At 37.9% G+C, this 24,883-nt stretch carries 23 protein-coding genes and 1 pseudogene; 10 read left to right on the plus strand and 14 right to left on the minus strand.

Annotation, left to right across the window (positions count from 1 at the left end):
* Positions 1–116: 116 nt before the first annotated feature.
* Positions 117–665, minus strand: a complete 549-nt coding sequence (locus AB1471_RS15040) for a hypothetical protein (protein WP_367780588.1) — start codon at positions 663–665, stop codon at positions 117–119.
* 470 nt (positions 666–1,135) lie between these two features.
* Entirely contained in the window at positions 1,136–2,524 is a 1,389-nt protein-coding gene (locus AB1471_RS15045) for a SpoVR family protein (RefSeq protein WP_367780589.1), read from the minus strand.
* A gap of 380 nt (positions 2,525–2,904) precedes the next feature.
* Here AB1471_RS15045 and AB1471_RS15050 point away from each other — a divergent pair, with 380 nt between their 5' ends.
* The gene (locus AB1471_RS15050; RefSeq protein ID WP_367780590.1) at positions 2,905–3,141 is read left to right on the plus strand and encodes a YhdB family protein; all 237 of its coding nucleotides are present in this window, start codon (positions 2,905–2,907) and stop codon (positions 3,139–3,141) included.
* A gap of 291 nt (positions 3,142–3,432) precedes the next feature.
* Here AB1471_RS15050 and AB1471_RS15055 read toward each other — a convergent pair whose 3' ends face one another.
* The 3 genes from AB1471_RS15055 to AB1471_RS15065 form a co-directional block, all read right to left on the minus strand.
* Complete coding sequence (locus tag AB1471_RS15055) at positions 3,433–4,074, minus strand: response regulator (protein WP_367780591.1); 642 nt, start codon at positions 4,072–4,074, stop codon at positions 3,433–3,435.
* Positions 4,075–4,092: 18 nt separating this feature from the next.
* Positions 4,093–5,202: a GAF domain-containing sensor histidine kinase gene (locus AB1471_RS15060; protein WP_367780592.1), complete on the minus strand. Its 1,110-nt coding sequence runs from the start codon at positions 5,200–5,202 to the stop codon at positions 4,093–4,095.
* Between the two features lie 178 nt (positions 5,203–5,380).
* Positions 5,381–7,111: a phospho-sugar mutase gene (locus AB1471_RS15065; RefSeq protein ID WP_367780593.1), complete on the minus strand. Its 1,731-nt coding sequence runs from the start codon at positions 7,109–7,111 to the stop codon at positions 5,381–5,383.
* Positions 7,112–7,499: 388 nt separating this feature from the next.
* Between AB1471_RS15065 and AB1471_RS15070 the strand changes: the two genes are divergently transcribed.
* The 4 genes from AB1471_RS15070 (at position 7,500) to AB1471_RS15085 (ending at position 10,116) form a co-directional block, all read left to right on the plus strand.
* Positions 7,500–7,931 carry a disulfide oxidoreductase gene (locus tag AB1471_RS15070; RefSeq protein WP_367780594.1) on the plus strand — a complete coding sequence of 144 codons (432 nt, stop codon included), beginning with the start codon at positions 7,500–7,502 and terminating at the stop codon, positions 7,929–7,931.
* Positions 7,928–8,407 carry a thioredoxin family protein gene (locus AB1471_RS15075; protein ID WP_367780595.1) on the plus strand — a complete coding sequence of 160 codons (480 nt, stop codon included), beginning with the start codon at positions 7,928–7,930 and terminating at the stop codon, positions 8,405–8,407. The genes AB1471_RS15070 and AB1471_RS15075 overlap by 4 nt, the downstream gene beginning before the upstream one ends.
* A gap of 99 nt (positions 8,408–8,506) precedes the next feature.
* A complete protein-coding gene (locus AB1471_RS15080) occupies positions 8,507–9,394 on the plus strand; it encodes an RluA family pseudouridine synthase (protein WP_367780596.1) in 888 nt (295 codons plus the stop codon).
* Between the two features lie 188 nt (positions 9,395–9,582).
* Positions 9,583–10,116, plus strand: coding sequence for a flavodoxin family protein (locus AB1471_RS15085; protein ID WP_367780597.1), 534 nt, complete (start codon positions 9,583–9,585; stop codon positions 10,114–10,116).
* A 221-nt stretch (positions 10,117–10,337) separates the two neighbouring features.
* Here the strand turns inward: AB1471_RS15085 and AB1471_RS15090 are convergent, their stop codons facing one another.
* The gene (locus tag AB1471_RS15090) at positions 10,338–11,714 is read right to left on the minus strand and encodes an aspartate aminotransferase family protein (protein WP_437342373.1); all 1,377 of its coding nucleotides are present in this window, start codon (positions 11,712–11,714) and stop codon (positions 10,338–10,340) included.
* Positions 11,715–12,209: 495 nt separating this feature from the next.
* On the minus strand, positions 12,210–13,673 hold the full coding sequence (locus tag AB1471_RS15095) for a catalase (RefSeq protein WP_367780599.1): 1,464 nt from the start codon (positions 13,671–13,673) through the stop codon (positions 12,210–12,212).
* 372 nt (positions 13,674–14,045) lie between these two features.
* Here AB1471_RS15095 and AB1471_RS15100 point away from each other — a divergent pair, with 372 nt between their 5' ends.
* Both AB1471_RS15100 and AB1471_RS15105 read left to right on the plus strand, forming a co-directional pair.
* Entirely contained in the window at positions 14,046–14,678 is a 633-nt protein-coding gene (locus AB1471_RS15100) for a nitroreductase family protein (RefSeq protein WP_367780600.1), read from the plus strand.
* Between the two features lie 444 nt (positions 14,679–15,122).
* A pseudogene (locus AB1471_RS15105) lies at positions 15,123–15,194 on the plus strand (DDE-type integrase/transposase/recombinase); the annotation flags it as partial.
* 134 nt (positions 15,195–15,328) lie between these two features.
* On the opposite strand, the gene AB1471_RS15110 reads toward AB1471_RS15105, so the two are convergent.
* Together AB1471_RS15110 and AB1471_RS15115 are read right to left on the minus strand one after the other, a co-directional pair.
* Complete coding sequence (locus tag AB1471_RS15110; RefSeq protein WP_367780601.1) at positions 15,329–16,093, minus strand: CsxC family protein; 765 nt, start codon at positions 16,091–16,093, stop codon at positions 15,329–15,331.
* A gap of 402 nt (positions 16,094–16,495) precedes the next feature.
* Positions 16,496–16,690: a hypothetical protein gene (locus tag AB1471_RS15115; RefSeq protein WP_367780602.1), complete on the minus strand. Its 195-nt coding sequence runs from the start codon at positions 16,688–16,690 to the stop codon at positions 16,496–16,498.
* 514 nt (positions 16,691–17,204) lie between these two features.
* Here AB1471_RS15115 and yjcZ point away from each other — a divergent pair.
* Entirely contained in the window at positions 17,205–17,288 is an 84-nt protein-coding gene (yjcZ, locus tag AB1471_RS15120; protein ID WP_367780614.1) for a sporulation protein YjcZ, read from the plus strand.
* 415 nt (positions 17,289–17,703) lie between these two features.
* On the opposite strand, the gene AB1471_RS15125 is transcribed toward yjcZ, so the two are convergent.
* Together AB1471_RS15125 and AB1471_RS15130 are read right to left on the minus strand one after the other, a co-directional pair.
* Positions 17,704–17,955 carry a DUF4318 domain-containing protein gene (locus AB1471_RS15125; protein ID WP_367780615.1) on the minus strand — a complete coding sequence of 84 codons (252 nt, stop codon included), beginning with the start codon at positions 17,953–17,955 and terminating at the stop codon, positions 17,704–17,706.
* Positions 17,956–18,222: 267 nt separating this feature from the next.
* Positions 18,223–18,405, minus strand: coding sequence for a hypothetical protein (locus tag AB1471_RS15130; protein ID WP_367780603.1), 183 nt, complete (start codon positions 18,403–18,405; stop codon positions 18,223–18,225).
* Between the two features lie 475 nt (positions 18,406–18,880).
* On the opposite strand from AB1471_RS15130, the gene AB1471_RS15135 reads away from it, so the two are divergent.
* Positions 18,881–19,504, plus strand: coding sequence for a nitroreductase family protein (locus tag AB1471_RS15135; RefSeq protein ID WP_367780604.1), 624 nt, complete (start codon positions 18,881–18,883; stop codon positions 19,502–19,504).
* 173 nt (positions 19,505–19,677) lie between these two features.
* Here the strand turns inward: AB1471_RS15135 and AB1471_RS15140 are convergent, their stop codons facing one another.
* Positions 19,678–21,327 (minus strand): M20/M25/M40 family metallo-hydrolase, encoded by a 1,650-nt coding sequence (locus AB1471_RS15140; RefSeq protein ID WP_367780605.1) that lies wholly within the window; start codon positions 21,325–21,327, stop codon positions 19,678–19,680.
* A gap of 216 nt (positions 21,328–21,543) precedes the next feature.
* Here AB1471_RS15140 and AB1471_RS15145 point away from each other — a divergent pair, with 216 nt between their 5' ends.
* Positions 21,544–22,845, plus strand: a complete 1,302-nt coding sequence (locus tag AB1471_RS15145) for an NCS2 family permease (protein ID WP_367780606.1) — start codon at positions 21,544–21,546, stop codon at positions 22,843–22,845.
* A gap of 60 nt (positions 22,846–22,905) precedes the next feature.
* Here the strand turns inward: AB1471_RS15145 and yhbH are convergent, their stop codons facing one another.
* The gene (gene yhbH, locus AB1471_RS15150) at positions 22,906–24,057 is read right to left on the minus strand and encodes a sporulation protein YhbH (protein WP_367780607.1); all 1,152 of its coding nucleotides are present in this window, start codon (positions 24,055–24,057) and stop codon (positions 22,906–22,908) included.
* A gap of 207 nt (positions 24,058–24,264) precedes the next feature.
* A complete protein-coding gene (locus AB1471_RS15155) occupies positions 24,265–24,567 on the minus strand; it encodes a hypothetical protein (RefSeq protein ID WP_367780608.1) in 303 nt (100 codons plus the stop codon).
* Positions 24,568–24,883 lie beyond the last annotated feature (316 nt).

Genomic DNA, 24,883 nt, shown 5'->3' on the forward strand with positions numbered 1-24,883 from the left:
GGGACTTGTGTCATTGACTCTACTGGACAAACAGGATCAATTTTATGATGGTTTTGACTCATTAACTATCCTCCTTTCTTATTTAGATGGGTATGTGGTGCTAGTCTCTGATAATTTTATGGGCATCCTTGAAACTCTACTCCAACTTGCACGTTTATTACGACAAGTTGTCGCCCGCATGGATCAGTTGTCAACGCTAAATCGAATGTAGTCTCAGTTATTTCAAAACAATCGAGACAAGGCGGTTCTTGCCCACATGTAAAATCGATGATTTGATTAACACATGTTGTCGTATCACAACAAATCGAACAAGGTTCATTTATAACCATTCCGCTAATTGGGTTTAATGGTCCTACATTCGCATGCATTCTTGCGCATCCTACAATACGTACCGCTTCAATGAACACGGGACACTCTAACTCTCCATTACAAGGGTTTACTACGGTTCCTGTTGTTTCAATTGTTTCTAAGCAACACTCTAATTCACTAAAGTCCAAAGCTATACAAGGATCGTCTTCAGATTCAATCATAAATCCGTCTGGTACTACACTCGTACAACAAAAAGATATGACATTAACACATTCTTGTTGTACACCAACAGGAGGATCGATGATTTCTATTTTTTTATTTCTCAAATCTTTAATCTTAATATTTGAATTTCTCAACACATTTACTCCCTTCTCATAATCTGTTAATAGTATATGATAGTGTATCTAATTGGTTTGGACGACTATCATAAAAACCCTGCGTATTTAAGTGAATGCCAGCGCATTGCTTGATCACCGATGATCAACTAGGGATAAATAACAAAGATGAACAGACTAAACAGACCATGCAAAAGCGTGGTCAACCGACTATACATCTTTCATAAACAACTCGTCTCCGACCAGGTAAGGGAAATAGCATCTTAATAACCCCAACTAATCTACCCCTCCATAGTTTGTGGAATAAAAAGTTAATTTAACTAAAAATAATATATGTAACATTTGCTTAGCATTTATGTTTACTCGACGAGGCATAAAACAAGCAGCATGATGTAGATGGATTTTTAAAATTTCTATTATATTCACTCACATAAAAATGAGCCTCCTTTCCCGCTTTGGAAAGGAGGCTCATTTTTTATTTTTTAAAAACTTCATTGCAAATGTTTTCGCTGCATCGTTCGTCCGTTATAGATGAAACATATCCCTTTGCCATCAACGACCGTTTCAAGGTGCACTGTTTTGCCCCATAATTTATATACATGTGGAAGAACACGTTCTAAATAATCGATATCTAGTTCAGTTCCCTCATATTTGTGTATCAAAAAGAGTTCTCCATTTTTTAAGTAATCGCCATTTTCAACAACGATATACGGGAATCCACCATTTACTCTTGATGAAATCAACTCATCCCTTACGCCTTCCCATTCCTTATCCACAATCCGGTAGTCTCGACCTGACCGCTGAAATAAAAACATATCTTCTTGCTCGACAAAGTCTTTCGTTAAATAATTTCGAATAAATGACTGATCCGATTCGATCTCTCTTACTTCAAATATTTTCTCTCGGCCACTATTAGGTTTGATACCATTTCGCACCATTTCCTCATCTGGATTATTCCAACGTTCTTCGATGTGTTCGAACAATTTTAACCCCAAATAATATGGGTTGATCGATGTTTTTGACGGTTGCACAACATTTGCATTTAGCTTTGCAAATTCAACAGATTCCCCACTTGTTAAATCAAGTTCTCGCATAATTTTTTGATGCCAATACGAGGCCCAGCCTTCGTTCATAATTTTCGTTTCAAGTTGTGGCCAAAAATAAAGCATTTCTTCCCTAACCATCGTCATTATATCTCGCTGCCACTCCTTAAGTTCTCTACTGTATTGTTGGATAAACAACATCACATCTTTTTCAGGTTGAGGAGGGAACTTCTTTCTCTTTACTCTTGGTCTAATCGGTGGTTTGTTTCTATCATCCATCGACCACAAGTCATCATACGGAGATATTTTCTTCTTTTTCTCTTCTACCTCCCACTCATCCACTTTCCAATCAAATGATGAACGGTAGAATGATGGATCAACATGTTCTTCAATTGCTAAAACGGCATCTAAAAATTCTTCCACCTCATGTTTGCCAAATTCCATTTCATACGCACGAATTCGCTCAGCAGTCGCTGTCATACTATTTACCATATCTCGCTTCGTTTGACTGAATCGAACATTATTTTTAAAAAAATCACAGTGCGCCAAGACATGCGCAACGATAAGTTTGTTTTGAATCAAGGAATTCGTATCCAATAAAAATGCATAGCAAGGATTTGAATTAATTACAAGCTCGTAAATTTTACTTAACCCTAGATCATACTGCAGTTTCATGCGGTGATATTGTTTGCCAAAACTCCAATGTGAAAACCTCGTCGGCATCCCGTAAGCTCCAAATGTGTAAAGAATTGAAGCAGGGAGTATCTCATACCTCATCGGGAAAAAATCGAGTCCAAAGCCTTTAGCGATCTCGGTAATTTCATCAATTTCTTTCATCAAGTCCTTCTCAACCAACTTACTTCACATCCTTTCCATCCATAGAAAGTATATGAGAGAGCGGGAAGAACATGAATCAATTCAAAGTACTGCTACTCAATTCTCTGGGTAAGCTAATAACTAAGTCACCGAAGCTTACTGTGTTCATAATCGTATTCACCTAAAACACTATTGGTTTATTTTCAGTAAATTCTAATGTAATGTACCGTTTTTCTAATCTATACATGGGAAAAGAACATTTCCAGTTTTTATGACTACATGTACAAATGCCTTTAAAAGCTGATTCTCAGTGCTTTTCTCCTCAATTTTCCGAGAACCAAATGATCGTTTTCAGCACATACTATTTATAGTATCTCATGAAAGGAGGAAACAGTGTAAACATGTATACTGACTACGATCGTACCTTACTCTATCTGTACCGTAACTCATGGGATGATTTGTTGATTTTAATGGTACGATCAAAAGATGATCTCTTATCCAAAAAAATAAAAAAGCTTTTAAAAGGGATTCACTACCCTCAACAACAAGAAAAAACTGCAAACCAGTATGTGGAATTGTTCCGCTACGCTGAACATTGTGCTTCACTCCACAGACCTATTGATGCCAGTATATTATAACTTCAAATCCCATCCCTTCCATCCATTGACCGTTTTTGAGTGTATAATGTAAAATTAAACCATGCGCTCCAGTTCAATGAATGGAGAGGATTTTTTCATAACAACTGGAAACGTTTAATTTCCATTAGTTCCTGTAAAAAAGATTTTAAACATCTTTTATACCTATAATACCCCATAAGAATCCTTTTATTTTATTCCTTGACTAAGGTCTTCAAAAGATCTATGGAAATTTTTGAGTGACTTCTATCTTATTCGCTTATTACCAAATGGGGACCCATACATTTACAAATTTTAATGTGAAGCTAGACCATGTTTTACAGCGTAAAGAGCTGCTTGCGTACGGTCACTTACTTCTAGCTTGGTAAATACGTTGGAGATATGGGTTTTTACTGTTTTTTCTGTTATAAAAAGAGCGCTCGCAATTTCTTTGTTGCTTTTGCCTTTTGTTAGCTCGAGCAAAACGTCTTTTTCTCGATGTGTGAGCTGATGAACTTCATGTGGTGAAGGTTCACTTTTATTAATACGCTTCAATAAGTGATTTGTCACTTTTGGATGAAGCGTGTTTTCACCCTTGACAAGTTTTCGAATGGAGGAAACAAGTTCATCTGGTTCGATGTCTTTAAGTTGATAACCAGCAGCACCTGCTTCAATCGCAGGAATGACGTGGTCTTGGTCAGAAAAGCTTGTTAGCATCATAATTTCCGTCTTAGGCAAGCATTGTTTGATTTCTCTTGTTGCTTGAATGCCGTCCATTTCTGGCATCACTAAATCCATCAATACTACGTCAGGTTGGAGCTGCTTGACTAAATTAACAGCTTCTCTTCCGTTTTTTGCTTCTCCAACGATTTCAATATCCTTTTGCGTTTTCAAGAAAAAGACCAGTCCTCTTCTGACAACATGATGATCGTCGACGATCAATAATCGAATACCCACTACGTTTCCTCCTTCATCCTAGTAAGGTAAAGTCACATAAATTGTTGTCCCCTTACCTGGTGTACTATCTACTTTAAATGATCCACCTAACAACGTCGCTCGTTCTTGCATGCTGTTTATGCCAACTGATGGCAATGAACGTATGTGCTGTGCATGAAATCCACAACCAAAGTCTCTGATCAATAGGTCAATTTTATTTGAATAGGATTCGATGTAAATAAATACTTTTTGTGTTTGCGCATGCCTTTTACAGTTTGTCAGTGCCTCTTGACATATACGAAAAATGGTTTCCTCTACTTTTGAAGGTAGAGAGACCACACCTTTAATTTCTATACTTACATCCAATCCTAGCAGATCCCCGTAACCTTTTACTGTTGCTGTAATACCACCTTCCAACCCTCTCGGACGAAGCTGCCAAATGAGCGCTCTCATTTCTGTGAGCGCTTCTTGTGCAAGTGATTGAAGACCATTAAAGGTTTCTTTTACTTCCTTCGTGTCTGACATTTCTGCCCCACCCCGAGCCGTTAATGTGATTGAAAATAACAGCTGGTTCACAGCATCATGCAAGTCGCGAGCTAATCGATTTTTTTCTTGCATAAGGGCTATCTCTTGTTCTTTTTTTGTAAGCTGAATTCGTTTAATCGCTGAGCCAATTTGAAACGCAACAGACTCTAACAAAGCTAACTCCTGTTCTTCAAACTCACGTTGCCCAGGTGTTGCTACATTTAATAAACCAAAGTGCTCATTCCCAGATTGCAACGGAACAGTCGCATGATGAGTCAATCCACCTGTTCCCTCATGTTTTTGATTAAGTGCATCAACTATCCGCTTACATTCTATGATATTCGAAGCTTTTTTCAGTGATCCTGTTTTAAAACGATTCACACACCAACATCCACCAACTTTCATAAAATGGCAATTATTTTCGAGAAAGGCTTTAGGCAAATGATTGTGTGCAACCAATGAATGCTTGCCATTTTCTTCGATGAAAAAAATCCAACCTGCATAAAAATCAGTACCATTCAAGAATTTCTCTAATGCATCTTGAAGCATGGATTCTAGTTCAGTTTCCTCATTAAGTAATTCCGCAATTTCTTTTAAAATCATAACGTTTGACGGATCACTCAAACTGCACACCTCTTTTCACTTTCTAAGTATAATTGAAAGATTGGAACAATATATTCCTCATATGTCTGAATTCTTACTCAGACTCTTGACTGATAAGAAACAACTGTAAATAATCCCCTCCTGTACTTAGATGAAAAAACGCAGCATCCAAATGGAAGCCACGCTTTTAACATTGCATTTAGATAACTGCATTTACCTTTGCCATAAAGGCTTCTTTAATATGAGCTAGTTTTTCTTCACTATGTTCCACGCTTGTCCCAACTACGCTAAAGTAAAACTTAACCTTAGGCTCTGTACCGCTTGGACGCACACAAACCCAAGAACCATCCTCTAAAAAGTATTTCAACACATTAGATGATGGGAGTAAGATATCTTCTTCTGTTCCTTGAACAGTGAACAAACGTTTTAATGTCCCATAGTCTTCTTGCAAATGCACAGTAAGGTTGTCAATTTCACGAATCGGATTTTCACGGAAGGAGGATAGGATGGACTGAATTTTGTCAGCTCCTTCCTTCCCCTTTAATGTCAGTGATTCCAATCCTTCCCGGTAATAACCGTGCTGTTCATACAATGCGAGCAAGACTTCATACAATGTTTTTCCTTCGTTTTTATGATAAGCTGCAGCTTCAACAGCCAACAGGGCAGCTTGAACAGCATCTTTATCTCGCGCGAAGTCTTTAACTAAATAACCATAGCTTTCTTCATAACCAAACAAGAAAGTATGTTCACCACTTGCTTCATACTTTTTAATTTTTTCTCCGATAAATTTAAATCCAGTAAGGACGTCTTCTGTTGTAACGCCGTAATGCCCAGCTATTTTTCGTCCGATTTCTGACGTTACGATTGTTTTAAAGACACGACCGTTAGCTGGAATGATGCCTTTTTCTTGCTTACGCGCTAACAAATAATCTAGTAAAATAGCACCTGTTTGATTTCCTGTAAGTAAAATATATTCACCATCTGAACCTTTTACTGCAAGGCCTAAACGGTCACCATCAGGATCAGCTGTAATCAATAAATCAGCATTTATTTTTTTCCCGTCACGAATGGCATATTCAAATGCTCCCGGTTCCTCAGGATTTGGGGAAGCTACTGTCGTAAACTCTGAATCTGGTTGTTCTTGTTCTTTTACGATATGTATATTTTCATAGCCGAGTGCATTAAATCCACGTTGCACCATGTCGTTTGAAGCGCCATGGAGTGGTGAAAAAACGACTGTTAGATCCGTTTCTTTTGCCAATTTAGGCTGTTGTGAAACAGTAATTAGATGTTCAACGTATGAATCATCAACATCATTTGAAATAATTTTAATCAGACCAGATTGTTTAAATTCTTCCAACGAACCTACTTCAATCGATAATTCATTATCTATCTTATTAATTTCGTCAATTACTGCTGCTGCATCTTCTAAATTAAGCTGTGCGCCATCTTCTCCGTAAACTTTAAAACCGTTGTATTCAGGTGGGTTGTGACTGGCCGTAATCATGCCTCCCATAAAAGTATGTAAAAACCGAACGGCAAATGATAGTTCAGGTGTTGGACGCAAGGCTTCAAACACATATGCTTGAATTCCGTGTGAAGCAAGTGTTCGTGCAATTTCCAAAGCAAATTCAGGCGATTTTCTGCGGCAATCATAAGCAAGAACGACTCCGCGAGATTTTGCTTCTTCCCCGTATTTTTCAATGTATCTCGCTAGTCCTTCAGCTGCTTTACGGACCGTATACAAATTCATACGATTTGTTCCCGCTCCAATTTCACCACGCATACCGCCTGTTCCAAATTCCAAGTTTTTATAAAAAGCGTCTTCTTTTGCTTTTTCATTGTCCTGCATAAGGATAAGTTCAGATCGAATATCTTCATCAAGATGATCATATTGCTGCCATTTATTATAGGTTTGCAAATAACTCATTGTATTTCCTCCCGAAGTCTGTGACTAAAGTTGTTCATTCTATTGTATCAGATTCACCATACAAACTCTACAAAGGTCGTAATATTCAGTTAATAGATAATTGACTGCCACTTTTTTATTTAAAAAAGGATGAGTTGTAGTGAAGATTTAAGAGAACACCACAATTTAGAAGGTACATCATATGCTACATCCATTATCGTGCGTAGGAGCCCGTCTTAACAGAATGAGTTCGCTAGCAGACGAACTTATTTAGACAAGTATCAGACATAATTACAGCCTTCTCATTGCTAATTCAACTAAATGATCTTGTTTTTCAAGAGGTTACATTTTACAATTTTCATTGACTGCTATTATAATTTTATGGACAATGTAGAAATGAGGCAACAATATGACCAAACAAATTGAAAATCGATTGTTTGCTGTATGGGCAACATCGTTTCTCGCTACGATGGGATCCCTCTATTTTTCAGAAATACGAGGCTATACACCATGTGAACTATGTTGGTATCAACGAATTTTTATGTACCCAATCGTCATTCTTCTTACTGCTGCTATTATTAAAAAGGATGCGAAAGCTGCTCTGTATTCTGCTACGTTGTCTGGAATTGGGGGAGCGATCTCGATCTATCACTATAGTGTTCAGAAGATCAATTTCATGGCCGACTCAAGTCCCTCGTGTGGACTCGTTCCATGTACAGGTGAATACATCAACTGGCTTGGTTTTATTACCATTCCGTTTTTAGCACTCACAGCTTTTACTATTATTTTCGTGTTAAGCATTTCCATTTTAAAACAATTGAAAGGAGCAACAACTAAATGAAAAAAATTATCGTATTTGCATCGGTCATTGTTGTTATATTTGCAGCCATTGCTATTATTACCAACATGCAAAACGCTTCAAAAACTGAGGGAAACATCTATGGTAAAGATAAGCTAAAACAGTCAACGATCGAATTGCTTGATGACGAGAATTATCAAAATCAAATTGTACCTGAGGAACTACAAGCACAAATTGACAGTGGGGAACCAACAACCGTATACTTTTTCAGCCCTGAATGCTCACATTGTTTAGAAACTACACCTATACTTGCTCCATTAGCAGAAGAGATGGGCGTTGACATGCTTCAGCTGAATCTTATTGAATTTCCTGAAACGGGTGGAACATACGGCATTTACCAAACGCCAACACTTGTTTATTTTGAAGATGGGGAGTTTGTGGATGGAATCGAAGGAGCTGCTGCTGAAAGTCATTATGAAGATTTCTTTAATCGCTATGTTTTAGATCGTGAAAGCTAATACTGTGAAATCCTCTCCGTCTAATTGGGGAGGTTTTCTTTTTCTTTTTACTATAAACTTGATACATAAACTAATGCACCCTAAAGGAGAAAAATAAAGATGAAACCACACACATTTACCATTAACATTCCACACGATTTAGTTGGGATTACTATAGAGGAAGCGCTAAAAACATACTGGGGCTTTAGTAAAAAAACGATTCATCAATGGCGCATGGACAAGGCGATTGATTTAAATGGAGAGCTTACACAGTGGAAAGTCGAACTGGCTTCTTTCGATCGTCTAAGTATACGACTTAGTGAAGAAGCGCAAACGTATCCAGCCACGGACCTAGCGATTTTGCCTCTTTATGAAGATGATCATTTATTGATTGTGAATAAACCTGCTGGCATGGACACTCATCCAAATAGCCCTGCCAATACTAATACATTGGCTAATGGTGTGGTTCACTATTTAATGAGTAAAGGTCATAACGGCTATGCACAACCAATCCACCGCCTCGATCGCGACACAACCGGCGCCATTCTTTTTGCAAAGCATTCTGCTGTAAAACCATTGCTTGATCGATTACTTGAACAACGTCTAATTAAACGGACTTATTGGGCTTTAGTTGAAGGTGAAATGAAGAAGAACTCTGGGACGATTAAAGACCCGATTGGAAATGATCGTCATCACAATACAAGAAAACGTATTTCTCCAAATGGTCAACACGCGATTACGCATTTTAAAAAAATCAACTTTAAAGAGGACCTACACGTAACATGGCTAGAACTAAAATTAGATACTGGCCGTACCCATCAGATACGTGTTCACCTTTCTTATTTAGGTCATCCATTAGCTGGGGACGAGTTGTACGGAGGGAAAAAGTCTCCTGATTTTATGGCTCAAGCACTTCACGCTGTTCGATTATCCTTTAAGCATCCACTGACAAGTGAAATCATTGATGTAAAAGCTCCTGAATTGCACGTTCCACCACGTTTTAACTAAATTATTGAGTTATTGAAAAGGATTTAAAATAGAATAATTTATCCAAGACACTCTTCCTTATCCTTAAAAAGATAAGATAAAGCACTGGACTATTCCCTCACGAGCTGCATAAAATAAAGGTATTTGATCGTTCGATCGTGTTCTTATTTACGAACGAATAAAAATCACTAGGAAAGTAGGCGAATAGTGTGACGTTGTTAATTATAAGTGGAAGTTCCAGAAAGAATGGAAATACGGAGACACTAGCAAAGGAAGCGGCATCTCAATATAATGGTGAGGTTAAGTGGATTCATTTACGAGAGAAAAATATTCAGCAGATTGTAGATGAAAGACATGAAGAAGCAGGTTTTACACCAGTTGATGATGATCATCTTGAGCTAGTAGAACAAATGTTACAAGCTGATGTTCTTCTATTTGCCACTCCCGTATACTGGTATGGTATGAGTGGATACATGAAAACTTTCATTGATCGATGGTCACAAGCTATGAGAGATGAAGATCTTGATTTCAAGAATCGCATCAAAAATAAACCATCCTACCTTATAATTTGTGGAGGCAACGAGATCTCCATAAAGGGAATACCTCTTGTTCTTCAATTCCGTCACACATTTGAGTTCTTAAGCATGGACTTTAAAAAATACTTTATTGGGGAAGCAAGACGACCAGGTGACATACTTAACGAACCTCATCAACTTGCTCAAGCTAAGCTTTTACTGGAGTAGAGATCCTTTTTCTCTAAACGCATAGCTTTGAAATGTGAAAGTATAGAAAAACCTTAGAGAAATTACCCTGATGAGGTAATTTCTCCTTTTATCTGAATCTCATTCTAACCTTGTAATACAGACTTTGTAAGACCGATGTGTATCGGGTTCCTCCGTCGCTATGAAAGATATCCTCTTCTCTTTAAAGCGCTTTCTATTGTCTTCAAAACAATTATTCTATCTTATTTTTGAACAATCTTGATCGCCTTTTCGTGTGCCTCTACAGTGCGTGTAATGTCTTCTTCTGTATGAACGACTGACATTGAGTAACGGTTAAGCGGTTTAGTATAGACTCCGAGCTTCAATAGTTCATAGTCAAGCTTTTTTCTCAAGGTAGTATCGGCTTTACCCATATCTCGGTAGTTTTTAATTCTGCTTTTTGAAAGGATGATGTTGAAAATACTGCCTTCTCCAACTGTCTGCATCGGGATGTCATAACGTTTATATACGTCTTCGAGCTGATTTCTAAGCGATCTCGTATTGAAGAAAAGTGCTTCCATTGTGCCTTCTCTCTCAAGCACTTCAATTGTCGCAAGTCCTGACGCTAATATTGTTGGGTGGCCATTGTATGTTCCGCTGTGGAACAATGCATCATTTTTGTTTTTATTTTCAGCGCCTGCCGTTAAAATATCTCTACCACGATCAGGGGCACTGATTTGCATGATTTCTTTCTTTCCTCCGATTGCACCTACAGGGAATCCACCACCAAGTACCTTTCCGAGCGCAGTAAGATCTGGTTTAATTCCGTATTTTTTTTGTGCCCCGCCAAGTGATAATCTGAATCCAGTTTTCACTTCATCAAAGATGAGCAGAATACCGAGTTCCTCTGTTAACGCTCTGAGCCCTGTTATGAATTCTTGATCAGCCGGAATGAATCCTCCTTGAATTGGTTCCATTATAATTGAAGAAATTTCATGTGCTCTTGCCCGTAAAATTTTCTCCGTCGATGCTAAATCGTTGAATGGGAGAATAACGGTATTTTCTACATAATAGTCAGGAATTCCCTGAGATTCTGGAACTGCATTCGGGATTACCGCGTCACCTGCTTGTTCCACTTCAGGATTGACACTCAGCAAAACTTGATCATATCCTCCGTGATAATGACCTTCAAATTTGGCAAGCTTCTGTTTCCCTGTATAAGCCATCGCAGTTCTGATTGCAAGCAACGTAGCTTCTAAGCCGGAGTTTGTAAATCTGACCATTTCAATCCCCGGGTAAAGTGAAATTAATTTTTCAGCCATGACCGTTTCTAAACGGTGAGGCGTACCAAAAATCGTTGTGCCTGCTTCCTTCATTTGTCCCATTGCTGCTTCAAATACAGAAGGATAACCATGACCTAGAATCAGTGCACCGTAACAGAGGAGGTAGTCGATATATTCATTTTTGTCGACATCATAAAGCTTACTCCCCTTTCCCTTTTCCATAATGATCGGGTGAGGAGCGATATACTTGATATTTGCTGTAACACCACCTGGGATCACTTTTTTCGCATTCTCGAATAACTGCGCTGATTGCTTTGTATTCTCAGATAATAGCTCTAATTTTGTTGTCTCCAACAGTAGAACCTCCACATCTTTTTAATTTTTCTTTCTTTTTTCATACTAACATGAAATCACTAGTATCGAGTCGTTTTTTAACAGAATAATCTGAAATTATTTTTGAGACAATAAGACAAGACCTGAATAAGGGTACTGAACTATTGATATGAGACCATTTTATAAAACACCATTTAGACTTCCATCCATAGAAATTCTTTTGGAGGGATGGAAGTCTAATTTTCTTGGATTTCTTTATTATGATTAATTTACCTTCTATTTTTCTTTGACTACTGCCCATTTAGTTTCACTTGTATATACGTTTATGCCCACGCAAAACACCTCCGATAAATGTACTTGTTTACAGTAACATTTACGAAGGTGTTTTATATTGTCTCAATAAGGTTAGTCCAAAGCAGTGTTCCCCGATTAGGGGTTCTTCTACTTTAAGGAGGTTAGTCATTTTAGGCAAGGTCTCTTGATGTAATTGTTACCAGTTGTGCGAGAATCGATTGATTGTTATTGATTTATTTTTTCTAGAAATGGTGCTAGGTCAATCTTTAAGTGGTCTGCCAAGCGTTTACCAAGTTCTGGGTCTGCCCGGTAGAAGTTGCAAATGGCAATCAAAACAGTTTGTTCTTTTTTAACTTGAGATAAATCATTAGTTAGGTTTTTGAGTAACTCTGCCTTCGTTTCTTCGCTGTAGCTGCGATAAATTTCTCCAGCCTGGTTAAAATTATCGACTTTAGTAATTTTTTGACGCCCCGCTACTCCGCTAATTGGCTGTTTTGACTCGGTGAATCCCTCCTCTTCAGCAGGGGTATCTTCATAGCTGTTTGGCTCGTAGTTGATGTGGCCTTTTGGTTGTTTCATAGGCATCGCACCGTCACGTTGATAGTTATCTACTTTCGCAAATGGACAGTTGATTGGGAGTTGAAGATAGTTAGGTCCCACTCGGTGACGCTGTGTATCTGAATAAGAGAATAGACGACCTTGGAGTAATTTATCTTCAGATGGCTGAATTCCTGGCACTAATACACCTGGATTAAACCCTACAGACTCTGTTTCTGCGAATACGTTCTCTACGTTTCGGTTTAAAATCATCGTTCCTACGTGATGATAAGGAAAGTCCTTTTCTAGCCAATCCTTTGTAGCATCAAGTGGATCAAAGTCATAGTTATCCATATCAGCAGGATCAAGGAGCTGCACAAAAAGATCCCATTCAGGGAAGTCTTCCTTGTCAATTGCTTGATAAAGATCATTACTCGCATGGTTAAAGTCTTTACCTTGAATTTTTTCAGCTTCTTCCATGCTCAAGCTTTCAACACCCACTTTTGGTACCCAGCGAAGTTTAATGTATGTTGTATTCCCGTGATCATTAACCCATTTTAATGAGTGAACACTTGATCCCCTCATATGGCGATAGCTCTTTGGAATTCCTTCATTGGTAAACAAGTGCACCATCATATTCGTTGATTCTGGTGATAGTGACATAAAGTCCCAATAACGAGATGGATCCTGGATATTTGTTCTTGGGTCTGGTTTAAGTGAATGAACCATATCGGGGAATTTAATTGTGTCACGGATGAAAAATACTGGTAAGTTATTCCCTACAAAATCCCAATTCCCTTCCTCGGTATAAAATTTTACTGAAAACCCACGAGGATCACGAAGTGTTTCAGGAGAATGATTTCCATGAATAACTGTTGAAAAGCGTGCAAAGACAGGTGTTTCTGTACCTTCTTTTTGAAATAAATGAGCTTTCGTATATCGCTTCATGCTATTTTTTGTGATAAATACTCCGTGTGCACCAGCTCCACGCGCATGGACGACACGTTCTGGAACACGCTCGCGGTCAAAATGAGCTAATTTCTCAATTAGTTGATAATCCTCTAATAGGATCGGTCCTCTTTCACCAGCTGTTCTTGAGTTCTGATTATCACCAATTGGTACACCTTGATTCGTCGTTAAACGTTTAGTCAATCTTTTCATCTCCCTATCTAGTTATTTAAATTAAAATAATTATTATTTGATATACTATATATTTTACTGAAAACAACAGCCGTGTCAACTATTTTATTTATAATTATTATAAAATGATAACTATAATAATAAAAACCTTTTCAATTTGACCTGTCATTCAAACGATGCCACAATTGAAAAGCTCGTTTTTACAAAAAATACACCTCTCAGTATATTAAAATGGAACAACAAAAATGACCGATTCACTTTAAGAGTTATTTATCGTTCATTTTCTTGACAGGGCTTTTTATCTGTATTATATTAAACCTTGTTACTAATAACTAAAAGTAACTAACTTAATTTTTGCAACTAAATCTAATTATATGGAGGAACATGAATATGTCTGTATCTACTTTAGAAAAAAATGTTCTGACGGTCATGCAAGAGCGTCGTTCGACGAAACAATATGATCGAAATGCGGAAATTTCGCGAGAAGAACTTATGGAGTTGCTTGAAGTTGCTGGTCAATCACCATCCGCTTGGAATCTTCAACATTGGAATTTCCTCGCGTTTCATAATAAAGAATCACAAGAAAAACTGCTTCCAATTGCATACAATCAGCAACAGGTTGGAGATGCGTCAGCAGTGATCGCCGTATTAGGTGATTTACGTGCAAATGAAAATGTTGATCCCGTTTTTGATTCAGCCGTAAAAGAAGGACAAATGCCAGAAGAAATCAAAAAAGCGTATACCGGACAAATTCAAGGGGCCTATGCAAACGAACAATTTGGACGCGATGCTGCTTTTACAAATGCTTCATTAGCTGCTATGCAATTGATGCTTGCCGCTCAAGCGAAGGGCTGGGATACATGCGCAATTGGTGGGTTCAACCCTGCTCAACTAGTGGAGGAATTCGACATTTCCGATCGCTATATTCCAGTAATGCTTATTACGGTTGGAAAGGGCACAGAAAAACCACGTAAGAGTAGTCGCTTGGATATCAACCAATTGGTTACGTTTGTCTAATCAAACTTCGACAGTTCGACGTGATTTTTTTACCGAACAGCTTGGTGATGGCATCTTCATTATCAAATGATCCAATCATTTGACGCTTACACCATATAAAGGGTCTTCACTACTCCTCGTTGAAGAAATCCACACAACTGTCGAAAAATCCTCTACAGGCTAAAGAGATAGTGCATTTATTGCACTATCTCTTTTTTGGTACTGTTGAAAAACATTTTGATAGAGAACATAGAGCCACTGTTTCAGTTCTACTACCATGGATGCTGCAATCCCAAACAATTCATGTATGATTTCAACTTCATTTTGGGCAGACTCCACTTGTCAGTGAGGTTGTCCTTTTTTCACCATATTCATTGCTTCCACGCTAACGCGAGGTTTACAAACATGAGGAGCAGCCAAGGCTTTCTTTAAAAAGCACTTGACTGTTTATTTATCTCTTAATTCGAAACGTATGTGAAAGTAAAAGGTCAATTGATGTATTTATATCGAGCAGTGGATTCAGAGAGGAATACGATATGGAAGTAAAAACAGATTGCTGTGGCTGAAGAAGAGAAGAAAATGGGATTTCAAACAAATTTGATTGGCAGACGCGTGTCCATGCATGCAAGCGCAGATTATACCGACTAAGGAAGAGAATCAAGAAAATCTTATTAGCATCTGGTTCTATAACGATTTGAATCTCGGTCTCTGTAGCAAGGAGGGGTGACAGGTGACTTAGATACCTTCGTATCAATTTGTTGTAGTTGTAATACTTTTACAGTAAGGTCAAGGACAATCTTTTCTCGTAGTGTATCAAACGTTTCATGCGCATCTACAGGACATGGAGAAAAGTCAATTTCAAAAAAATCTGCACTGACTAACTCGCAGTAGGGTTGCTCATTATAAAAAACTTTATTTTCAAAGAAGTATTTATCTTGACGTGGAGTAATCCCGTCTTTCGGATTAATTAATCGAGAACTACTTTCTGAAGATCCATTTAAAATCGGATTATTTAAAAATTCAGTAGCCCCACCGATTTCTGTGAAACCAGAAAATAGAACATCGGCAATTCGATCTTGAATGACGCCGTTACACTCCTTTGTCGCATATTCAATGTTTTTGCGAATAAATCCCCCTACAAATAATTTAGCTTTTGTTACGAAACGGTCTTCTCCTTTGGCTGCAAATTCTACAGGTACCAGTTTACATTGCGTTAAAAATACATCTTTCCCCACTCGCTTAATTTCGAATGCAGGTGGATCAAGTGGAATATCTGCTTCGACAACAATTTGAATTTTGGGCTCTACTAATACCACTGGAACTTTAACGAACGATACAGCAGGAGGAGTAGGTTTGATTGATTCACTCGTTAAAGGGGGTTGTGTCATTGATTCTACTGGACAAACAGGATCAATTTTATTATGGTTTTGACTCATTAACGATCCTCCTTTCTTTGAAATTTTCTTACCATTCTATAGTATTCTGCATATGGCATTCGTGTATAAGCGTATACAATAGTCATATCAAACATTTTTTATAACAAAAATGTAGTGGATAATCCCATCCTAATTTTAGACATAAGAAAAGGCAATCGGTAAGGTTATCAACTTGCATCTTTAGGGGTGGAGTGTCAACGATACGAATAGTTATATATCATATATATAGCTAAGACCGCCTTGTACACTAAATACTAAATATACAAGGCGGTCTTTGGTGTGTTAGTAAAAATATATGATTCCATGTGAACAGAGGATGAAAAGTGTTCGTGCGAATGACATATTAATAATGATTACTTCGGATTACTGAGTGGGAATTTTCATACACTACCGTAAATTATACTAACCGAATTGAACGCTTAAAATTTCCTCAGAATTAACAACCAAATAACCAGAAACAGTTCCAAAAGTAGCTATCTTAGCTGGTTCATTACAACAGCCCCCTAAGTTCTCAACAGTTTCTATAGCTCCACCAACGTTGACAGTTTCTATAGGTGTATTTGGAGGAACCGTAGCCAGAATGTTCTCAATAGCCATAAATGCATTCACCTCCTATTTATAAATTCAATATCTAGTATATTCATAAACTAGTGTAGTGATTGTAAGTATTCATAGCTGATAGACGAATCATAGGTTAGAGTAGCTTCAAAAAGATAGAGGCGTGTTCAGAGGCTTACGCCCAATATAAGCGTACACGCCAGTGAACACTTTTTTATACTTTATACTGTTTTTGGTGCCGCAACTCAAGAGTATTGATACCTAAGACGAAGTTGCTACAATTACGGAAGCTATTAGAGGAAAAACCGAATGTCAAAAACAAGTAAAGCAGCTGATATTTTAGGGGGTTCAAAATCCAACTCCTTAATGCTCCCTATGGTCCGCTTGCGTTGATAGCCTATATACAGGGCGATTCTAGCCTTTTTAAGAGGTTGTCCCTAGTTAAAATGTTGAATTCCCTACAAATTGTTGAGTTTGTCTCTCACAAATTTTTTTTTGAATCATAGAATATATAGAAGCTATTCTTTCATACTTCAGAAAGGAGGAAACATTAATGAAAAAAAAGAATAACTTTTTAGTAATTATTGTAATATTCGTTCTATTGATCATCGTAGGTTGTTCATGTTTCTTTTACTAAAATATGGTGGTTGTTAAATTAACCCACTAACTAGTTTCCCTCTTGTTTTAGGATAGAGACTGGATGGGAGATTAATAAGACAAAAAAGCAAAATTACGTATGGAAGCTCTGGCGGTTCGGCAGTACAATGGTTAAAGCAAGCCGATTACTGAAATCCTCGTTTAGGTTTGTCGACTTGGCGCGATATTCTAGCAAGCTGCCGATTTAATAAATTAATAGTATAAAACCTTCAAATAGGCTTAAAAAAGTCATCATAATTATCCTCTTCAACAGACGCAACAATTAAAAAACTCAATTTCTTTTTTTAACACTGAGAAATTGAGCTTTTATATATTTTAATGTTTTGACTACCCACCACTTATCCAACCTCACGGTCCTAATTGAAGTGGGGGATTCCTACTGATTGTTATGTCACTTATACCTCATCACAAGATATATAATACCCTCCTTGAGCCATACGTATTTCAACACGATAGAGTGCATTGTCTAAATAAAAAGTAATTGGCTTTACTTTACTTTCAAATCTTAGCTGTTCTTTGGACTCTGCAGCGTATTTTTCTATAGCTTCACAGATAAATTGAACAGATGGATAGGTCAATGCTTCATCTAATTCAATAAAAAAATTTTTTTTTAATAACCTTTTGAAAAATCCCCTTTTTTCTTTCATTGTATTCATTTCCCTTCTACTGTAAATTAATAGTTTTTCTGTGTTATATACGTAAACGTCAAGCAACCCCAAAATATCCATTTGATCAAACTTTTTTCAAACTGGATTCTTTTTGTTTACCGTAGAATGTGGATTTACATGAGATTTTTTGACCGAACTTTATTCCAAAAGGATTATGTTGATTTTTGAAATTATGAAAGGGAACTCCATATTGTCTTGGGGTTCCCTTGTTCCATTAAAGCCCCCGTTAGTTGAATAAACTAAATACTATTTTTTGAATTTACTTGGATTCTCAATTCTTATTGAAATAACCTCACCACAATTCAAGCAAAAAGTATAAATTTTATTAGACCCCATTGAAAATTTCTTATCTAATGGTTTAATTGGCATAAAATCAGTTCCTTCTGCAAATTCAAGCCCATTACAATTTTGGCATTTAGATTCTTTCATCAATATCGACTCCTAATTTTCCCTATAAAAGAATTTACGTCACACAAAATAAATTGTTTCAATTCTTCTAAATCTCTATTGTTCAACTATCCTGCCCTTTAACGGAACACGCTTATTTACTCATTTGGAAAATTCTGATAACCTAAGTTTATCATAGGTCACATCCGTTGAGAACAATCATCTTGCTAACCGTTGTATCGTCATTACGGTGTCTGATTTGCCCCCCGTTGCGACGTTGTTCAACTACCTTTTTATTGTTGGATTAAAATAAATTGTTTGCGAATTTAGTTAATTCATCAAATGAACGATCCGTTTATAAAGGTATAGGCTTATACACACGTTCGGTCCATTTGTCACCATCTCTTCAGTACACACAAATGTTGACAGAAGAAATATTTAAATTTCGAATTAAATTGACTGCAATGGGTAAATTAATTTCTACAACTAAACCTAACTAAATGGGAGGAGCACGAATATGTCTGTATCTACTTTAAAAAATGTTCTGACGGTCATGAGAGAGCGCCGTGCGACAAAACAATATGATCGAAATGCGGAAATTTCGCAAGAAGAACTTATGGAGTTGCTTGAAGTTGCTGGTCAATCACCATCCGCTTGGAATCTTCAACATTGGAATTTCCTCGCGTTTCATAATAAAGAATCACAAGAAAAACTGCTTCCAATTGCATACAATCAGCAACAGGTTGGAGATGCGTCAGCAGTGATCGCCATATTAGGTGATTTACGTGCAAATGAAAATGTTGATCTCGTTTTTGATCCAGCTGTAGAAGAAGGACACATGTCAGAAGAAATCAAACAAGCGTTAAACGGACAAATTCAAGGGGCCTATGCAAATGAACAATTTGCACGCGATGCTGCTTTTACAAACGCTTCATTAGCTGCCATGCAATTGATGCTTGCAGCTCAAGCGAAGAACTGGGATACATGCGCAATTGGTGGGTTTAACGCTACTCAGTTAGTGGAGGAATTCGACATTTCCAATCGCTATATTCCAGTGATGCTTATTACCGTTGGAAAAGGCACAGAAAAACCACGCAAGTCTAGCCGATTAGATATAAACCAATTGGTTACATTTGTCTAACCAAACGGACTATTCCATTTTAATTTAATTTTGTTTGGTGATGAATTCATTCGATAGGAAAGATCCAATCGCTCACATCATATAGGACACGTTTCACTACTCCTGCGTTGAAAAGTTACAACTATCGAGAGATTTTCAACAGCCTAAGGAGAGAGTGCGTTTATCGCACTCCCTCAATTTTTTGTCACTAGATCCAGCGCAAAATTTCGGATCAAGCCCGGGAGCACGTGAAACGTATAAGGCTTATACACACGTTCGGTCCATTTGTGACCATCTCTTCCATACACACCGATATTGATAGAAGGAATATTTAAACTTCGAATTAGATCGACTGGCAATGGATAAACGGTATCCATCCGAGGCATATTTTTCTTTAAGACGTTTACCTCTTCTTCTGATTCATGTAATGATAAAAAACTGCCATCTGATAAATAAGGAAAGAATCGCTTCGTTACGAATGTCTCCCCTGTCTCACGCGAAACTTGGTCTAAACGCTTCAGCAATTTCCTTTTAATCTCACTCCCAAATTCATTTTGTTCATTTAAAAAATTATGAGGTAAAAATGGTGGTGCAAAGAATAAAATAATCCTTGGTTTTTTTTCAGGATCTAGCTGCTGCAAAGTATTCACCAGCTCAAAGGACGTTTCTCTACGATCTTTTTCACTAAACGTCGCCTGAACTTCATCAAGTGTTTCCTCTACATTCATCCCCTTTTTCTTCAAGTTTTGAGCCAATTCATCAAATGTACACACCTCTATGTCCCAGTCCCAATCACTCGGAGGGAAACCATGACTTTTCCGAAAAGTGCCATAACGGAATTCACTTTGATTTTTCAACTCTTCAACCGTGCTAATCGTAATAGAACGCAGCTTTTCTATTACATCTTTTGCCGTGCGTTCAAATACAAAATAGTTAAAATAAAGTCCTGCGCTTACTGCCGTTTGAACGTTGTAATGATGCTTGTCTTCTTTAAAAAAAAGACACGCTGGAGGTAAAACATATTCACCTTCTAATTCCTCAACCAAATCAAGATTTTGATTGATTTTCCGATTGATCTCAGCCCCAACTAGTGTTGGATCTATTGAGGTTAAAACGTCCCCTACATGCGCTTCTCGTCCATAGATATAAAAGCAAGGAAGTACTTTTCCAGCAGCACCCGTGTAAATATATTTTGTGTGATCCCCGTCATACATAGGTGCGATAAAATCGTTGTTAATTGCCGCTACATATTGGCAACCCTTTTCCTTCATTTTTTGAAGCTCATGCAGTGCGGCAAGCATTCCTGCATGTTCACTTTCTTCGTCTGGATTGAATAAGAAAAGCATGGTTCCATCAAGCTGTTCCTTTTGCTCAGAGAATGCCAGTAAGTTGACCAAGTGAACGGCAACACCACTTTGCATATCGAGTGACCCTCTCCCGAAAAGCCAGTCTCCACTTGCTGCGTCTTCTTGCACGCGATGGTCACCATCATAAGATGAGAAAAATGATTGTAACGCGTCTGAATCATGTGCAATGGATTGTAATGATCCGAAATCATCTGTCTCAACTGTATCGATATGACTGTGAAAAAGGACGGTTCGTGCACTATTTCCTGTTAAACGGGCCCATACATTTTTTCGTTCAAGAGAATCATTTGGAATGTCTTGAATCCATACTTCTTCAGGATGTTCTTTAAAGTAAGGAAACGATTGAATAATGGACAAAATGTCCTCTGCTTTTTCTCTTTCACCAATCGTTCCGTTATAACTTTTAACGGATGTTAAATGTCGGGTTAATTTTTCTACTTTCTCTGCAGTCGTTTTCCCGATGAGCTTTCTATACACAAGCATCCCACCTTCAAAGAAAATGTGATTTTCTAAAAATAGACCACTTCACCTTAACGGAATAGTTGGATCCTCTAAAAGAGATACTAATACTGTTTATCACCTAATATTTCTTGTGTGTTTTTGATTAAAAGGGTTGTACTTTCCTTTAAAAACGAATATTATATGATTTGTGGTTATTTATTGTTCGTATTTATTCCAGGAGGATGATCAGAAATGTTTCGTTTTCATTTAAAAGAAAATCAAACGACTGTTAAAACAGAAATATTAGCCGGTTTTACTACATTTATGACGATGCTATACATCGTTGTTGTGAATCCAATTATCTTATCAACTGCAGGCGTACCATTTGACCAGGTATTTCTAGCAACAATTATCGCAACTGTTATTGGTACGCTTTGGATGGCGCTATTTGCTAACTATCCAATTGCAATCGCTCCAGGGATGGGCTTGAATGCTTATTTTGCCTTTTCAGTTGTTGGAACTAACAATATTACTTACGAAGTAGCTTTCGCTGCTGTCTTTATTGCAGGAATTATATTCTCTCTTCTTTCGTTAACACCTTTTCGGGAAAAACTTATTGAAGCAATTCCTGACAACTTAAAGCACGGAATTACTGCAGGGATTGGTTTGTTTATCGCGTTTATCGGAATGCGTTTGACTGGGATGATCACTGCCCACGATGACAACCTTGTCGCACTTGGTGATCTTCATTCACCTTCTGTTATTTTAGCTTTCAGTGGTCTAGCTATTACGCTTATTCTAATGTCATTGCGGGTAAATGGTGCGCTATTCATCGGCATGCTCATAACCGGAGCGATCGCTTTTTTCACCAATCAGCTAACGTTTGATGGAATCGTGGGTTTACCTAGTTTGCCTGAAGGATTGATCGTCTCTAACCCGATCACTGCTCTAGGTGATGTGATCCAACACGGGTTATACGCGGTTGTATTCTCTTTTTTACTTGTGACGATTTTTGACACGACAGGTACAATGATTGGTGTTGCACAACATGCTGGTTTGATGAAGGGTAATTCAATGCCGCGTGCACGTCAAGCACTTCTCGCTGACTCTGTTGCCGCAACTGCTGGGGCAATGGTAGGGACGAGTCCTACATCAGCCTATATCGAATCTTCAGCGGGTGTTGCGGCTGGAGGGCGTACAGGACTAACGACTGTAACGGTTGCTTTTCTCTTTATCTTAGCTGCCTTTTTCGGACCACTTGTGAGTGCAGTATCTGGTGTAGCTGCCATTACTGCTCCAGCTTTAATTATCGTAGGAAGTTTGATGATGGGAAGTATCGCGAAGATTAATTGGGACGAGCTTGATGAGGCATTCCCTGCTTTCTTAATCATCTTAAGTATGCCTCTAACTTCAAGCATCGCAACAGGAATCGCGCTTGGTTTTATCTCTTATCCCATTTTAAAAATCTTTAGAGGAAAATGGGCAGAAGTTCATATTTTAGTTTATATTTTTGCTGTGATGTTTTTATATCAACTTGTGTTTTTACCACATTAAAACCTCTAACACCCGAAGAGATCAAATGATCTCTTCGGGTATTTTTAAGGTAAACAATGATCAGATAACTTCTTCTTCTCTTAAAAAATGCTTTAATGCAAAAAATACATCTGATTTTCTTCTTAGAATAAAATAGCGAAGGACGTCTTCAGGTATTTTTTTATAAATCGACATAAGCGAGGACTGGCGCTGATATTGATTAACCTCCCCGTAGCCAAAAAGGTTACACATGCTAGATAGTTGTTCAATAAGTGGTAAACACTTTTGATTGTCAGATGTTAAATTATCACCGTCTGAAAAATGAAACGCATAAATATTATAGCGATGAATTGGATATTCATTTTGAATGAGATCAACTGCTTTACGATAAGCAGATGAACAAATTGTTCCCCCACTTTCTCCTTTAGAGAAAAACGTTTCTTCCTCCACTTCCTTCGCTTCAGTATGATGTGCGATAAAGCGAAGTTCCACGTGATCATACTTATACCGCAGAAATCTTGTTAACCAAAAGAAGAAGCTACGTGCAACATACTTTTCAAATGCTCCCATTGATCCACTCGTATCCATTAAAGCTAACACGACTGCTTTTGTCTCACGCTCAATCGATTCGTTCCACGTACGATAACGCAAATCTTCTGGCAAAATCGGATTAAAAGAAGGTTCGCCTGACATTGCATTTCGTTTAAATGCGCTCATCATGGTCTTTTTCTTGTCAATGTTTCCGGTTAACCCTTTGTTTCGAATATCATTAAACTCGATGTCACGCGTGATTTCTTCTGACTCTTCCTTCTGCTTTAAATTAGGCAGTGACAGTTCTTTAAAAAGAGCCTCCTCCACATCTAACATGGAGACCTCTGCTTCTACGTAATCCACTCCCGCTTGGTCACCAGCTCCCTCGCCGCCTTTTGATGGTTCTGGTTTGCCTTTGGCAATCACATCTCCTACTTGACTGTCGCCTTCCCCTTGACCTACATGCTTTTTCTTATCGTAATTATATCGAATTTTGTATTCATCCAATGACCGGATAGGAATTTTCACGACTTGCTTCCCATTCGACATGACGATATTTTCTTCAGTAATAAGCTCCGGTAACTGATCTTTGATCGCCTCTTGAACTTTTTCTTGATGCCTCTTTTGATCATCCTGTCCTTGTCGGTGAAGGGACCAATCTTCTTGTGATAGGATCGTGGACGACCGTTCATCCTTAGTCATGGTCTGCTCTCCCTTCTTCCATTCGTATATCATTGTATGCTGGAAAGACAGAATATTGACAGGCATATTGAAAGAGAAAACAGTTCGATAGGCTAAAGCACCCTGGATACGCTACATAATCAAGTACCCAATACGATTAATGAAAGATTTATCTTAATGAAATACAAAAAAACCTGTGCGCGATGACAGGCTCTTCGGTAAAAGGAACTAAGCGTTTTCACGTACTGTTGTGCGTGATGCATCAATGAGTAGCACGATAGATGTTACAACGTGCATGACAAAGCCTACAAAAGGAATAACACCCACAACACATGTGACAATCCCTAAAATACTACCAGTTCTTGACTCCATATCTTTAACGGAGAATATAAGCGTGACGATATGGAGTGCGAGCAGTATCCAAAGAGGGGCCCACGCCATCGATAAAATAATTGTACCGCCCAGTATAGGAATCGCAAAAAAGGCTTCTAGTCCCCCTGAGACCCATTTTAACGTAGTAGAAGTTTTCAATTTATTCACCCTACCTTCTATTTAAACTTCATAACCTTTTACACTAAATAGATCTTGTTAAACGTTCTACTTTATTATACGGATCAGATCAAAGGAGGTTTCAATTAATATTAGTCACAACAACACACACTAGTAGCAAAAGCGATTAGTGTGTATTTATGGCACCCATGTCGTCCGTGAGCTTTTTTCGGTCACAGACATGATAGATGTAAGACCTTGCACGTATGCTTGGAGTACATGCTATTCTTCGTGTCAATTGGGGTTTTGAAACACTATGCGAAGGGATGATGGTATTTCTTGCAACTGGTACTGTTGT

The sequence above is a fragment of the Jeotgalibacillus marinus genome, from assembly GCF_040801915.1.
Taxonomy (GTDB): Bacteria; Bacillota; Bacilli; order Bacillales; family Jeotgalibacillaceae; genus Jeotgalibacillus; species Jeotgalibacillus marinus.